This is a genomic window from Enterococcus sp. JM9B, from assembly GCF_009933265.1.
GTDB classification, from domain to species: domain Bacteria; phylum Bacillota; class Bacilli; order Lactobacillales; family Enterococcaceae; genus Enterococcus_C; species Enterococcus_C songbeiensis.
The window spans coordinates 137,479-150,962 of record NZ_MAEK01000034.1 but is presented as its reverse complement, the minus strand read 5'-3'; the positions used below and the strand labels follow the sequence as shown (position 1 = coordinate 150,962).

Annotated in this window: 12 protein-coding genes; 3 read left to right on the top strand and 9 right to left on the bottom strand. The window is 41.3% G+C overall.

Going from position 1 to position 13,484, the window contains the following annotated elements:
• Positions 1-303: 303 nt before the first annotated feature.
• Together BAU16_RS11475 and BAU16_RS11470 are read right to left on the bottom strand one after the other, a co-directional pair.
• Positions 304-1,653 (bottom strand): UDP-N-acetylmuramoyl-tripeptide--D-alanyl-D-alanine ligase, encoded by a 1,350-nt coding sequence (locus BAU16_RS11475; protein ID WP_161527123.1) that lies wholly within the window; start codon positions 1,651-1,653, stop codon positions 304-306.
• Positions 1,654-1,733: 80 nt separating this feature from the next.
• Positions 1,734-2,816 carry a D-alanine--D-alanine ligase gene (locus BAU16_RS11470; RefSeq protein ID WP_048604438.1) on the bottom strand — a complete coding sequence of 361 codons (1,083 nt, stop codon included), beginning with the start codon at positions 2,814-2,816 and terminating at the stop codon, positions 1,734-1,736.
• A 204-nt stretch (positions 2,817-3,020) separates the two neighbouring features.
• On the opposite strand from BAU16_RS11470, the gene BAU16_RS11465 reads away from it, so the two are divergent.
• The gene (locus tag BAU16_RS11465) at positions 3,021-4,751 is read left to right on the top strand and encodes an ABC1 kinase family protein (RefSeq protein ID WP_161527122.1); all 1,731 of its coding nucleotides are present in this window, start codon (positions 3,021-3,023) and stop codon (positions 4,749-4,751) included.
• Positions 4,752-4,793: 42 nt separating this feature from the next.
• Here BAU16_RS11465 and BAU16_RS11460 read toward each other — a convergent pair whose 3' ends face one another.
• The 5 genes from BAU16_RS11460 to BAU16_RS11440 all read right to left on the bottom strand — a co-directional run bounded on the left by BAU16_RS11460 (position 4,794) and on the right by BAU16_RS11440 (position 9,421).
• The gene (locus BAU16_RS11460) at positions 4,794-5,240 is read right to left on the bottom strand and encodes a YaiI/YqxD family protein (protein ID WP_048604441.1); all 447 of its coding nucleotides are present in this window, start codon (positions 5,238-5,240) and stop codon (positions 4,794-4,796) included.
• A gap of 50 nt (positions 5,241-5,290) precedes the next feature.
• Positions 5,291-6,166, bottom strand: a complete 876-nt coding sequence (locus BAU16_RS11455; protein WP_161527121.1) for a sigma factor regulator N-terminal domain-containing protein — start codon at positions 6,164-6,166, stop codon at positions 5,291-5,293.
• On the bottom strand, positions 6,135-6,638 hold the full coding sequence (locus BAU16_RS11450; protein WP_048604443.1) for an RNA polymerase sigma factor: 504 nt from the start codon (positions 6,636-6,638) through the stop codon (positions 6,135-6,137). Before BAU16_RS11450 ends, BAU16_RS11455 begins: the two co-directional genes overlap by 32 nt.
• A 100-nt stretch (positions 6,639-6,738) precedes the next feature.
• Positions 6,739-7,404, bottom strand: a complete 666-nt coding sequence (locus tag BAU16_RS11445) for an ABC transporter ATP-binding protein (protein WP_048604444.1) — start codon at positions 7,402-7,404, stop codon at positions 6,739-6,741.
• A 520-nt stretch (positions 7,405-7,924) separates the two neighbouring features.
• A complete protein-coding gene (locus tag BAU16_RS11440; protein WP_161527120.1) occupies positions 7,925-9,421 on the bottom strand; it encodes an ABC transporter permease in 1,497 nt (498 codons plus the stop codon).
• A 238-nt stretch (positions 9,422-9,659) separates the two neighbouring features.
• Between BAU16_RS11440 and BAU16_RS11435 the strand changes: the two genes are divergently transcribed.
• A complete protein-coding gene (locus tag BAU16_RS11435) occupies positions 9,660-10,337 on the top strand; it encodes a response regulator transcription factor (protein ID WP_048604446.1) in 678 nt (225 codons plus the stop codon).
• A 4-nt stretch (positions 10,338-10,341) separates the two neighbouring features.
• Positions 10,342-11,649 carry a sensor histidine kinase gene (locus BAU16_RS11430; protein ID WP_161527119.1) on the top strand — a complete coding sequence of 436 codons (1,308 nt, stop codon included), beginning with the start codon at positions 10,342-10,344 and terminating at the stop codon, positions 11,647-11,649.
• A 62-nt stretch (positions 11,650-11,711) separates the two neighbouring features.
• Here the strand turns inward: BAU16_RS11430 and BAU16_RS11425 are convergent, their stop codons facing one another.
• Both BAU16_RS11425 and dagF read right to left on the bottom strand, forming a co-directional pair.
• A complete protein-coding gene (locus tag BAU16_RS11425) occupies positions 11,712-12,725 on the bottom strand; it encodes a sugar kinase (RefSeq protein ID WP_161527118.1) in 1,014 nt (337 codons plus the stop codon).
• An 11-nt stretch (positions 12,726-12,736) separates the two neighbouring features.
• Positions 12,737-13,477 (bottom strand): 2-dehydro-3-deoxy-phosphogluconate aldolase, encoded by a 741-nt coding sequence (gene dagF / locus BAU16_RS11420; protein ID WP_161527117.1) that lies wholly within the window; start codon positions 13,475-13,477, stop codon positions 12,737-12,739.
• Positions 13,478-13,484 lie beyond the last annotated feature (7 nt).

The window sequence follows — 13,484 nt, the reverse complement described above, 5'->3', positions numbered from 1 at the left end:
TTTCATTTTTTGCAGGCGCTCGTACGCCATTTTTGTGAGCTTTCCGGATTTTCCGTTCGCTCTTTTTTTTGAAGCGTTCATCTTTTTCCATGTTCCCCGGAGATGGTCCCTACACATCCAGCAAACACTTCAACACCGAAAAATCCGCTTCTCGAAGGCATTAGAAAAGCCAAACGATTCCCGTTCGGCCTTTTATTATCATAAAAGCATTCTTACTTAATTGTATTCCAATTTTTACTTCATCTTTCGGCATTAGACAATTCTAACACATTATGAAATTTTCAGCAAGTTTTCAAATTATTTCTACGCTTTTTGCAATTCTTCCACAACTTCGTTCAGACCCATTCCATTACTGCCCTTTAAAACAATCATATCCGTTGGCAGTAATTCTTTTTGGATTGCTTGAATCAACTGGGGTTTTTCTTCCTTAGAAAAATACTGTACCTCAACTTCCGGCAAATTGCTTTTCACTTCCTGCGCCAGAGCATGCATCTTTGTGCCGTAGAGAAAAACAACAGAAAAGGCAGAAGAAAGATGTCGGTACATTGCGGCATGCATCGCCGAAGAATCCGGTCCTAATTCCAACATATCCGCTAAAACAGCTAATTTCCGTCCTTCTGTCGCTAAATTTCCGACGGTATCTAAAACCAAGCCCATTGCGGTAGGATTGGCATTATAGACATCGCTTAAAATTTTTGCGCCATTGTCGGCATGTAACCATTGGGTACGGTTTTTCGTCAATTGAAATTCTGCCAACCCTTTTTTGATTTGTTGAATAGTCAAACCAAAGTATTTCCCAACTCCATAAGCAATCAAGGCATTGTTGACATTGTAGCTGCCTAAAACCGGAATCGTAAATTCTTCACCGGCAATCTCAAAGGTTGTTTCCGATGGTGTTTCTTCGATGATTTTTCCAGAGATTTCTCCTTTTTCACCAAACGTTTTCAGGGTTTGAGAAATTCCTGCCACCAATGGTTTTAAAAGGGGTTCATTTTCAGGAATCAGCAGTAATCCATCTTTTTTCAAGCCTTCAAGGATTTCTATTTTAGCTTTAGCGATTCCTTCTCGTGAACCGAGATTTTCAATATGTGCTTCACCGATCAATGTGATCGCCGCCACTTCCGGATGGGCCAAATTCGTCAGTTCACTGATTTCACCAAAACGATCCATCCCCATTTCTAAAATCAGGATTTCGCAATCTTCCGGTGTATGAAAAACCGTGTAAGGCAACCCGATATCATTGTTGTAATTGCCTTGGGTTTTATACGTTTTGAATTTTTGTGCTAAAACAGATTCTGTCATATCTTTGGTTGTAGTTTTGCCATTGCTGCCGGTAATGCCGACAACCCGGGGACCAATTTTTTTCAAATAATACCCAGCAAGTTTTTGAAAAGCCGCCAACGTATTCTCTACGGAAAAAACTGTCATCCCGTTGATTTCTGCCGGTTCCTTTTTACTCCAAAGCGTAGCAATTGCCCCATTGTCTTTTGCTGCTTGAACAAAATCATGACCATCTCGCTCCCCGGCTAAGGGAATAAACAGTGCCCCCTCCGTGATTTTGCGACTGTCAAATTCGACGGTCGTCAATTCACGTTCGTCGCTACTTTCCGGTAATCCTAATACCTGTGCAATTTCTTTGATTGTTAATTTCATCGTTCTCTCCTTTGACTAAAAAAAGGCACAACGAATTTTGTTGTTGTGCCTCATTGCTACGATTAGTAGAGGATTATTCCTCACGCCTGTTCATTCACATCTGTCAAAAATTGGTGCCGTTGTTTGAAACGATTCAACGCTAATTGGATCAGCTCTTCGATCAAATCGCCATATTGCAGTCCCATTTTTTCCCATAAAGACGGATACATACTAAACTGGGTAAAGCCTGGCATTGTATTCAACTCATTCAAAAACAATTCATTTTTGTTCGTCAGGAAAAAGTCGCACCGACTCAAACCGCTGCCACCTAACATGATATAGGCATTTTTTGCAAAGTCCTGTGCTTTTTTCTGCACTTCTTCCGGTATCTCTGCCGGAATCTGCATCACAATATTGTTGTCGATATATTTAGAATTATAGTCGTAGAAAGCGACATCTTTAACGATTTCTCCCGGTACAGTCGTTCGAACATCTTCATTGCCTAAAATCGCCACTTCGATTTCCCGTGCTTCGATCCCTTGTTCCACGATTGCCCGTGTATCATAACGATACGCTTCTTGCAACGCATTTTGCAATTCTTCACGATTTGAAGCTTTTGAGATACCGACACTTGAGCCCATGTTTGCCGGTTTGATAAACATTGGATACAACAAGGTGCCTTCACACTGTTCAAAAATTTGTTTTGGATTTTCTTTCCATTGGTTTTTCAAGACCGGTACAAACGGCACTTGGGGAATTCCTGCTGCTTGTAAAATGTATTTGGTCATGATTTTATCCATTCCGCAAGCGCTTGTTAACACTCCCGCTCCCACATAAGGAACATCCAACGTTTCTAAAAAGCCTTGGATCGTACCATCTTCACCATTTGGTCCGTGAAGCAAAGGAAAAACAATCGTGCCTTCTTCCTTTTCGATTCCCGGTTGGATCACAGTTCCAGTAAATTCTCCCGAATCCCCATTTTCAGACCATGTTACATGCAACACGTCTTCTGATGTTGGTTTTTCCTCTAACAGAGGACCTTTGATCCATTTTCCATCTTTTGCAATAAAGATTAATTGTACTTGATAATATTCATAGTAGATTGCTTGTAAAACGGAATAAGCAGATAAGATGGATACCTCATGTTCCGCACTGCGACCGCCATATAATAAAACGATTTTCAAACGTCTTTCCTCCTGTAACTCAGAGTTATTTCTCATTTGATTCTTTCACATTTTAGCACAAAATAACGAATGGGAACAACCAAATTGAAAAAAGCGCTTTATTTCCACCTTGTTCAAATGGTGATGAGTTGTAAAATTATCACTTTCTACTTATGATTGAGAAAAGAGACAAAAACTACGCCTACCAGCAAGGAGGTTATCCACATGACCACTGCTCCCCAATCAAAAAGCAAACGCCTGAAAGAAATTTTGCGGGTCTTTATGAAGTATCGGGTAGTGCAAAATTTAAGCCAGCAACAAAATCCCCAAGAGGTTCGCCGTGCCTTTGAAGAATTAGGTCCAACATTTATTAAAATCGGGCAAATGCTTTCCGTACGAACTGATTTGTTGAATCCTGCTTACCTGCAAACCTTTAAATCCCTGCAAGACAATGTTCCCAGTGATGATTTCTCCGAGGTTAAACAATTGTTGGAAAAGGAATGGTCTTTGCCGTTAGAGGATATTTTCACTTCTTTTGATTCGGTTCCCTTCGCCTCTGCCTCAATTGGACAAGCTCACAAAGCAGTATTAAAAAGCGGACAAGTCGTGGTGGTAAAAGTACAGCATCCCGGGATTATCGAAGCAATTGCTGTGGATCTGGCACTTTTTGAAAAAGCACTGCCGCTGATTAAATTTATTCCAGAAAGCAATGTCGTCGATATCAAAAGCGTATTAAAAGAGGTGCGGCATTCTTTGGATAGCGAAACCGATTTTTTGAAGGAAAGTCAAAATGCCGAAGAATTTTACAAAAAAAATCATCATTGGCAACAAGTTGAAGTTCCCAAAGTCTACCCGGAATATTGCACGAAAAAAGTGATTCTGCTGGAATGGATGCCCGGAAAAAGCATCCGCTATCTTTTAGAGGCGGAAGCAAATGAATTTGCTTATTCCAACGTCACTAACCGACAAATGAAAAAAGAGTTGGGTTTATTGCTAGTGGAAAGTTTTATGAAACAAATTTTTGAAGACGGCTTTTTCCATGCTGATCCTCATCCCGGCAATTTATTTCTCCATCTGCTCACCCCAGACGAAGCAGCCCATTCCTTTGTCAATAAAAAGCGGGTTGGTGTGTTAGGCGGAGTGGATTATTCCTTAAAATGGCAAGATACCAGCGAACTGCCTCCGTATCGACTGATTTATCTGGATTTTGGGATGATGGGACGACTAAACGACAACCTCCGCTCACGGTTGGCAGATACCCTGATCGCTATCTATACCCAAGATTCCCAAGAAGTCGGTAAAGCTGTTTTGCGTCTTTGTAAAAAAGAAGGTTCCTTCAGCGAAGAAAAATTTTATCAGGAACTCGAAGAATTTTTGGAAAATTATTATGATTTAGCCATCAAAGAAATTGATTTGCAGGAAGTACTGGGAGAAGTCATCGCTATTTGTCACACCAACAATCTGCAACTGAACCAAGAAGTGACCCTCCTGATCAAAGCCTTCAGTACCTTAGAAGGTCTGGTGGAGGAATTAGATCCCTCTCTTTCTTTGATGGAAGTTACTCAGCCCTTTGCCCAAAAATATTTTCTGCAACGGATTGACTTGCAGGAATCAACGAAACGTTCTGCGCTGGATCTTTTAAAAGCCGGCAAAGCCTTACCCAAGCTACCGGACCGTACCCTTTCTGCGTTGGAAACGTTAATCCATGGAAAAGGACAAATCCGTTTGGCATTCAAAGAGCAGGAACAAATTTTGCGACGAGCAGAAAGAATGCTGCTGCAACTAGTGATAGGAATCTTTCTTTCCGCACTTTTAATTGGTTCTTCCCTATTACTGACCAATACCGCCCAACAGCCTGAATGGATCACCCGCTTGGGCATCGGCGGCTATATTTTCGTTTTTGCGCTCCTCTTTCTGGCTCTTTTACGCCTGCTGTATCACTATTTTCGAAAATAAAAATCCTTCTCGATCAATTAAAACAGATCGAGAAGGATTTTTTTATCTTTTTAACTGCAAAAATTGACTCAGCTGCTGTTTAAAGTGCTGGCGGTCTTCTAAGGTGAAGGGTTTTGGTCCCTTCGTTCGCTTGCCAGCTTTTCGAATCTGAGCACCTAGATACCGCTGCATCAACAACTCATCAATGGTTTCTATTTGATATTCTTTGCCGCTATGGTGAAACACATGGGCTTTTTTTCCCAAAACAAGCGAAGCCAGACCGTAATCTTGCGTAACCACGACATCTCCTGGCTGGATTTCCTTCACGATGCGATAATCTGCACGATCTGCTCCTTTATCCACATAAATAAATTGAACAAAATCCGGGTATTCTTTGCGCGTATAATGATCCACACTAGTAACGATCAAAACCGGCAAATCATATTCTCTACCTAATTGGATTACTTCTTCTTTTACTGGTGACCCATCTCCGTCAATGACTAAACGCATTTTTTTCACACTCCTGTTTTAAGTATGACGGAAAAAAGCGATTTTTTCAATTATTTCTCAGGAGTGATATAGGGAAGAATATCCGTTGTTACGCCAACCGATGATCCTTTGATAAAACTGGCATCCACTAATCCGGAAAAATTCTTTGTTTGCCCAGTGACCACGACTCCTTTGATCGGCATCTCAGCAAATGATTTTCCTTTGGCTTTTTTCAAGAAGGTTTGAATACTGGCAATTTTTTTCCCTTTGTCGTATTCGGTCAAATTTTTAATAAACGTTGAAAACTGATCTTCCGTTGGTATTTCCTCTTCTAACTGAAAGCCGAATGGTTGCTTCGAGCCGCTTTCTTCAAATAAATAAAGCCAAACGACAGTAAGTGTATCTGGAATTTTTTCTTGAATGTCCGCATAGGTATAGTTTTTATCGAAGGTCAATGCCACTTCTGCCACCTGATCTTCTAATTTCGCTAAATCTGCAAGTTCATCGGGATAAATTTTCTTGTCTCCTTCATCTAATGAGAAAACAGCTTGCTTTTGCTTTGTTTGCTTATCATACGCATAGGTTTCCCCTTTTCTTCCCGGTACTAGATCATTGTAATCTAACTCCCAGTTGAACAAAGAATACGAGCTCGTCAATGTACTCCACGGAACCAGATACCCATTTATATTTTTTGAACGATGGGTCACGATGGTTCCTCCCGTACTGCTGGATTGCCCCAGCACCCGAGAATCCACATTGACATTTGGTTCTGCTACCATATTGTGCAAAACCAGTTCCTGATCCAATTCCTGAGAATTCCTACCAGCAAAAAAATTTAACCCCCGATATCCGCCGATTAATACCAGTAAAGCTACCCCCAATGAAATAGCAATGATTTTAAGGGTCTGCTTCCGCTTAGCTTTTTTCAGTACCTTTGTTAAATCCATTTTTCTCCCTACTTTCTTTGATTTTTTTACGAAGCCTGAATAATTGTGTTTTCACACTTTCTGGTTTGATATGAAGAAATTCGCCGATTTCGTTTAAAGAAAACCCATAATAATATTTCAAAAGCAGCAATTCTTGATTTTCCTTGGATAACGGCTCTAAGAGATGTTGCAAGGTTTCTTTGTCAGCGATTGTTTTCTCCATCGCTGGATCTTCTTGAGGAATATCAATCGTCAACGACTGAAATCGATTTTGCTTTCGATACAGATCGATTGCATCATTCAGTGCAACTCGAAAAAACCATGGTCGCAGCGTGTCTTCTTGGATAGAAGGCAACAGTGTATAGATTTTATAAAATGTTGTCTGAACAGCATCTTCTGCGTCTTCTTTCGTAAAGCCTTTCTTTTTAAGTATTCCCAGTACTTCTTCCCCCAACTCCAACAGATATGCATCCAATGCATCGGTTTGCTTCACCTCTTCGCCTCCTTCACCCATACAACGTATTATCTGCTCCAAAGTATACCGTTTTTTTCAAAAAAAAACCGTCCCTCATAAAAAAGGAACGGTTTGTTGCTTAAACGAGCGCCAACTCGCTGAATTCTTTGTCTTTCAATTCGTACACCACATCGCAAGCTTTCGCAACTTCTTGTTCGTGTGTCACCAAGACGATGCATTTCTTTTGTTCATGAGCAATTTCTTGGAACAGTTTCACGATATCTTGCGAAGTTGTCTCATCCAAATTTCCGGTGGGTTCATCCGCAACGATCAACTCGTGCTCACAGCATAAAGCACGGACAATCGCCACTCGTTGCTGTTGTCCTCCCGAAAGAAGAGGTACTTTTTTTGTTGCCAATTCCTCCGAGATGCCGACCTTTTCCAAATTTGCCAGTGCGTAAGCTTTTTTATCTGCTTGTTGAGAACCAGCAATCGCCATTGCCGTCACAACATTATCCAATGCAGATAAATAGGGCAGTAAATTATATGCTTGGAAAACGATCGATACATCTTTTCTACGATATTCCCGCAATCCGATTTGCTTCAATGATTGGTCATTGAATGAAATCGTACCGGCTTTTGGGGTATCTAACCCAGCAATCAATGAGAGAAAAGTCGTTTTTCCTGAACCGCTGGAACCCAAGATTGCATACATTTTTCCCGGTTCAAAGGTCAGTGAAACATTTTCAAAAAGCGGGCCTTCCGGTTCATACCAGTAGCTTAAATTTTCAGTTTTTAAGGTCATGATGTTCCTCCTTGTTCGTTTTAATGTATTAAATTTTCCTGCAGAAAATTTCGTTTTATTCTCACGCCGTATATCATTCCACTAGACTTCTTGAAATTAGTGGAACTGACATCCTTGTTCGTCTTAATGTATTAAATTTTCCTACAGAAAATTTCGTTTTATTCTCTCGCCGTATATCATTCCACTAGGCATCCTGAAATTAGTGGAACTGACATCCTTGTTCGTTTTAATGTATTAAATTTTCCTGCAGAAAATTTCGGTTGTTTCTCTCGCCGTATATCATTCCACTAGACTTCTTGAAATTAGTGGAACTGACATCCTTGTTCGTTTTAATGTATTAAATTTTCCTACAGAAAATTTCGTTTTATTCTCACGCCGTATATCATTCCACTAGACTTCTTGGAATAAGTGGAACTGACATCCTTGTTCGTTTTATTGTATTAAATTTTCCTACAGAAAATTTCGTTTTATTCTCTCGCCCTATCCCAGTATGAAACATAGAATGAGCGGAACAGACAGTCTACGAAATCAATATTTTTTTGGGATTCAAGCGTAAGATTCCTGCTGAGGATAGTAGGATTGAGAACATGCTGATGCCTAAACCAATTCCCGCCAAGCTTAAAATTTCCATTGGTTTTACGGCGATGTTCAACTCTTCCACTTCTTGACTGGACATCAAGCTTGAGACGCCCTTCATTTCACCTCGACCACCACTTGGCGCTTGTCCGCCAGGACCGCCTTCTTGTCCTTGTCCTGGGGTCTGTGCGGCAGTTGTGGTCTCACTTTGTTGTGCCAACAATTGATTGCCTACTGCATTACCGACAAGATTGCCGCTGACACTGGCGATTCCTAAAGCCACCACCATACAAACTACAATCTCGACAAAAAATTGCCAAATAACTTTTGCCCGTGATTCCCCTAAAGAAAGCAACACACCAATTTCATATTTTCGTTCGCGGATTGACATCATCACGATCAGTGTCAAAATAATTACACCGGCTACGGCAACCAGTAAAACAATATTTTTAGCAAAGCTGGAAACATTCGTTAATGGTTGCAGCATTTGTTGGTACATTTGATCGTTGGTTTGCAGACTAAAGGTGTCCGTATCGATTAATTTTTCTGCTTCTTTAACAAAAGCAGCCATTTCTTGAGGATCTTCTAGGTTGTATACTGCTGAATCGATTGTATCTGAACTATCTTCGCCGTTTAAGTCATTGGCAAAAGTATAGGAGGCGATCAACGTATTTGCCGGATTCATGAAGTTGAATTTCATTCCCATACTATCGCCGGTCTCACTGGTCTCGTAAATGCCTTTGACAGTAACTTCGACATCTTCGTCCTCGCTGTTTTTAATTTTAAATGTATCTCCTACCGCCAATTCATTGGCATCCGCCAACGCTTTTTCAATCAAAACATTGTTGGTGCCTTCATCTTCGGTAGTAATGGCTTCTCCATCCACTAATTCTGCGGTACCGGAAGAAAAATCACTGTAAGAAGCACTGGTAGAAACGCCAGTGATTTGAAAATCTCCCTGACTTGTTTCCCCGCCGGGTGCCTGCATTCCGCCAGGTCCCCCCATTTGATTCTCGGTATCTGTGCTTTCCGTTTCTGTACTTTCGGTTTCTTCGCTGGAAATGGGTTCAATGCCCGTACTTTTATCCGCAGATGCACTGGATTCAAAGGAATAGGATTTCACACCAGCTAACGCTGCGATTTTTTCGGCATCCGCCAAATTGACCGGTGTCATGGAAAAACTACCCGGATCAGGTCGTTCGCTTTCCGTGTCGCCGCTAGAAGAAGTTTCCTTTTGTTTAAACATCGATTCACGATTTACCGACAGAGTTACCGTTGCTCCCACACTTTTTTTGGCATTATTTACCGCTGTTTCTGCTGCACTGCGGATCGTCAATCCTGCCAATACAAAAATCAAGATCGCAGAAAAAACAGCAATCAGCAACAGGCTACGTCCTTTTTTTGCCCAGATGCTTTGTAGCCCGCGTTTCATAAAATTCATTTCTGTTCCTCCCTAGCTAGTAGTTATAAGCCTCTTACGAATGCTTACGTTTTTAATTTGCAGTCAACACCGGTCTCAGCGAAAAAAATTTCCGCAACATTCGGCATTCTTGCTTTTCTTGTAGCAAGCGTATGTTTTTTTGCTTAACTGAAGCTTAAGAAACGAAAAAGAATGACTTTGATCGTTTGTTAAGATATCTTTATGGTAAAAATGGTAGAATAACCGAGAGGTGAAAGCGATGATCAAATTTTTAGTTATTGAAGATGAACAAGTTCTTTCTGAGAACATTAAAGAAATTATCTCCACCCTTGGAGAAGTCACGCAGGTCTACGATGGAGAAGAAGGCTTGTTTGAAGCAGAAAGCGGTGTTTACGACTTAATCTTACTGGATTTGATGCTACCGGAAAAAAACGGCTATCAGGTCTTAGCAGAATTGCGCCAGAAAAAAATCATGACACCTGTGCTGATTTTAACGGCAAAGGATGGGTTGGAGGACAAAATCGAGGGCTTTGAAAAAGGTGCCGATGATTATTTGACCAAACCTTTTTATCGTGAGGAATTGATTCTACGAGTCAAAGCCTTGTTAAAACGTGCCTTGGGATTATACGACGAGAATATTCTCACTTTCGGTACTCTGACGTGCAACCTTGCCAACAATCAAGTACTTTACCAAGAAGAAGTTTTGCCGATCCAAGGAAAAGAATTTGAATTGCTGCTGTATTTTATTCAAAATAAAGGCGTCATTTTAACTAAGGAACAAATTTTTGACCGCATCTGGGGCTTTGACTCTGAAACAACCATCACTGTGGTGGAGGTCTACATGAGTCATCTACGGAAACATCTAAAGATCAGTGGGATGGATCAGGCGTTCAAAACTTTGCGCAATGTCGGCTATATGCTGCAAGAGCAGGAGTAGGCCTATGAATCAAGAATTATCGAAAAAACAACGTTGGCATTTCTTTGGCGTTAACGTCAGTGCCTTTGCGATCATTTTTCTGTTGTTGGGCTTTATTATCTTGCAACTGCTGAATCGTTCTGCCTATCGACAAACTGATGTATCCTTAGAGGAAATGGCGCAAGATGAACGACTGCTGCAAATGGAAATCGATCGTTTCCAAAAAGATGATCCCTTTTTAAATCAGACGATTGAAGAAGAGACCCGCAAGGAAAAACCTGCCGGTAATCGTTTCAACACTCAAGTTATCCTCTGGTCAAAAGATGGCGAGATTTTGAATAAAGAAGTTTTAGGCGGACGCTTCAATGAATTACAGGCATTATCGCTGGACACCAGCAAATTAGATAAGATTCTGCCAATCACCGTGGCGGATTCGCAAACCACGACCAGCTTTCATTCGATTACACTGGCTGCCACAACCGACAGCGAAGTGGCCTATATTCAGCTTCTGGCAAATACCGATCAGATCAGTTCTTCCATGAGTACCTTCCGTTCGATTCTGATTATCTGCATGGTGATTTTCTGGCTCTTGTCGATTGCTTTAAGTTATTACATTTCCAAAATGAATATGAAACCGATTTGGGCAGCCTGGAAAAAACAACAGGAATTTGTAGAAAATGCCTCCCATGAATTACGGACACCGCTGACAATTATTCAAAACAGTTTGCAACGTTTGTTCACGAAACCAAACCACACGATTCTTGATGAATCTGAAACAATTGCACAGGCGCTGAATGAAACCCGACGGCTCACCGGCTTGACCAGCGATCTGTTGACAATTGCCCGCAGTGATTCCAATCAACTGGTTTTAAATAAAACTGTCGTCGATCCGACTGAATTTATCACGCAATTAGTGAAACCTTTTCAAGAAATTGCGGAGATGGAAGAAAAGCAATTCATTTTAGAAAATTATGCAACACAGCCGGTCCTCATTGATGAGAAAAAAATCCATCAGGTCTTAGTGATTCTATTAGACAATGCGTTAAAATATACCGAAAAAGGCAATAAAATCCTGCTGCAATCGGAATTTTCAAATGATATGTGGTTATTGGAAGTGAAAAATACCGGCCCTTCCATCAGTGATACCGACAAAAAGCAAATTTTTGAACGTTTCTATCGGGAAGACCGCTCCCGTTCAAAAGAAACCGGCGGCTATGGATTAGGGCTTGCGATTGCCAAACAAATCGTGACGGAGCACAAAGGTAAAATCAGCGTACGGGATTGGCAGCCTCAGGGAGTCGTCTTTCAAATCAAATTGCCAAAAGGAAAGTAAAAAACAAAAAACGCTTGTAAGCTCTCTGCTTTCTTAAAGGCAGAATTCTTACAAGCATTTTTTTATCGAACCAAATCTGTTTCAGGTTCTGTCAGTAGACGGTCCACTTGTTCTCGAGTGGTTAGTGGAACATCCCCTTGGATTGTATGGGCTAAAACTGAATTAGCAATTGCAAAGGCAACGGTTTGTTCCAGTGACCATTTTTCGGCATAGCCTAATAAAATACCCGCTGCATACGCATCTCCTGCGCCGATCCGATCTAAGACGGTCAAAGGAAATACCGCTGATCGAACCGCTGTTTTTTCAGTAACTACATAGCCGTCGATTGCTTTTTGTTGATTGCTGATTTTTCGAGAAGTACCGGCAAACCAATCGATGCCGTACTCTTTGAGAAAAGCCTGAATAGCTAGAATTTCGTCTTCCGGACTTTGAAGCGCAGAACGTTCTATTCGCCGCAACAAATCGGTTAAATCACGAATTGCGCCAAAGACGATTGTGCAGTACGGCAAAATGGCTTCATAGCGTGCTTTCATGATTTCTTTTTTTCCCGACTCTTGGTTCAAGCTGGGACGGAAATTAAAATCAAAACAAACTTTCTTTCCTTTTTCGTGAGCCGTTTTTGCTAATTGGATTGCTGCTTCGGCGGTTTCTTCTGTTAAACTTAAAGAAATACCACAGATATGCACCAAATCTACGGCTTCCACAAAGGATGAAAAATCATAATCTGCGGCTTTGGATACCCCAAACGAACTGCTGATGCGATTTTGGTAAGTAACCTGCGTTGGTCGCGGACCATACCCCATTTCTGCAAAATAGGTTCCCATGTGCTGATGTTGGCTCACGATAAATCGTGTGTCGATTCCCAGCGCCTTTAAATTAGCTTTCGCCGCTTCGCCTAGCCGATTGTCCGGCAATGCTGTCAGCAAATAACTAGGCAGACCGAAATGAGCGAGGTTTCCCACCAAATTCACTCCCGTCCCGGTAAAAGCCATTCGCAAGCTATGGGTTTGTTCCAATAATAAGTGTTCCGGCGGTGTCAGCCGTAGCATGACTTCGCCAAATGCTCCGATTTTCATAGCCGCTCCTTTTATTTCAACGTATTTTTCATCATTTGTAGTAGTTTTTTCACGTCTTCAATTTTGGTATCGCCGGTTTCTTTGTCGATAATCGAGCTGTAAACATGAGGAATGATTTTCTTCACGCCAGCATCCACCGCAATTTGCAAAATTTCTTCAAAGTTTTCCAAATCAATGCCGCCGGTAGGTTCCAAATAAAAATCATATTTTGCACAGGCCTCAGCAACTGCTTGATATTCTTCTTTATGTGCCAAGCCCTTCATTGGGAAATATTTAATCGAGCTGCCGCCCATGTCTTGCAATAATTTGATGGCTGTTTCGATAGGGACGATAGCTTCGGGTGCTTGCGAGCTTAGTGGTCCCGTAGCAATGTTGACGTAACCGACTTTGCCAGTAGGAGAAACCAACCCATTGATGATGGTGTCATCTTGCCCTAATAACGCCCGAGAAGTTCCTACGCCGGTAAATACTTGATTGACGTGTTGTGGTTGCAAAACACCAGAAAGGCGGGAAACCATTTGGCTTTGATTAGGATCACCGGCACCTAAACCAACGGACAAAGCGTTATTGGTTTCTGCTTGGTATTTTTTCATATCCTCAATCGCTGCTTCGTCGCTGGTATAATTTTTTGATAAAACGCCCAAAATCACATGCCCTTCTGCGGCTTCATAGCAAGTTTTGGCATTTTCTACGGAATTTGCTAAAACATTTAAACAAATGCGATTTTCTAAATAGTTCGGTGTTAGTGACATTTTTTTT

What these genes read in the sequence shown, in the direction of transcription:
- dagF (WP_161527117.1), bottom strand. Translation starts at nt 13,477, where the DNA reads ATGTCACTAACACCGAACTATTTAGAAAATCGCATTTGTTTAAATGTT.
- BAU16_RS11425 (WP_161527118.1), bottom strand. Translation starts at nt 12,725, where the DNA reads ATGAAAATCGGAGCATTTGGCGAAGTCATGCTACGGCTGACACCGCCG.
- BAU16_RS11445 (WP_048604444.1), bottom strand. Translation starts at nt 7,404, where the DNA reads ATGACCTTAAAAACTGAAAATTTAAGCTACTGGTATGAACCGGAAGGC.
- BAU16_RS11460 (WP_048604441.1), bottom strand. Translation starts at nt 5,240, where the DNA reads ATGCGTTTAGTCATTGACGGAGATGGGTCACCAGTAAAAGAAGAAGTA.
- BAU16_RS11455 (WP_161527121.1), bottom strand. Translation starts at nt 6,166, where the DNA reads ATGGATTTAACAAAGGTACTGAAAAAAGCTAAGCGGAAGCAGACCCTT.
- BAU16_RS11465 (WP_161527122.1), top strand. Translation starts at nt 3,021, where the DNA reads ATGACCACTGCTCCCCAATCAAAAAGCAAACGCCTGAAAGAAATTTTG.
- BAU16_RS11430 (WP_161527119.1), top strand. Translation starts at nt 10,342, where the DNA reads ATGAATCAAGAATTATCGAAAAAACAACGTTGGCATTTCTTTGGCGTT.
- BAU16_RS11440 (WP_161527120.1), bottom strand. Translation starts at nt 9,421, where the DNA reads ATGAATTTTATGAAACGCGGGCTACAAAGCATCTGGGCAAAAAAAGGA.
- BAU16_RS11475 (WP_161527123.1), bottom strand. Translation starts at nt 1,653, where the DNA reads ATGAAATTAACAATCAAAGAAATTGCACAGGTATTAGGATTACCGGAA.
- BAU16_RS11435 (WP_048604446.1), top strand. Translation starts at nt 9,660, where the DNA reads ATGATCAAATTTTTAGTTATTGAAGATGAACAAGTTCTTTCTGAGAAC.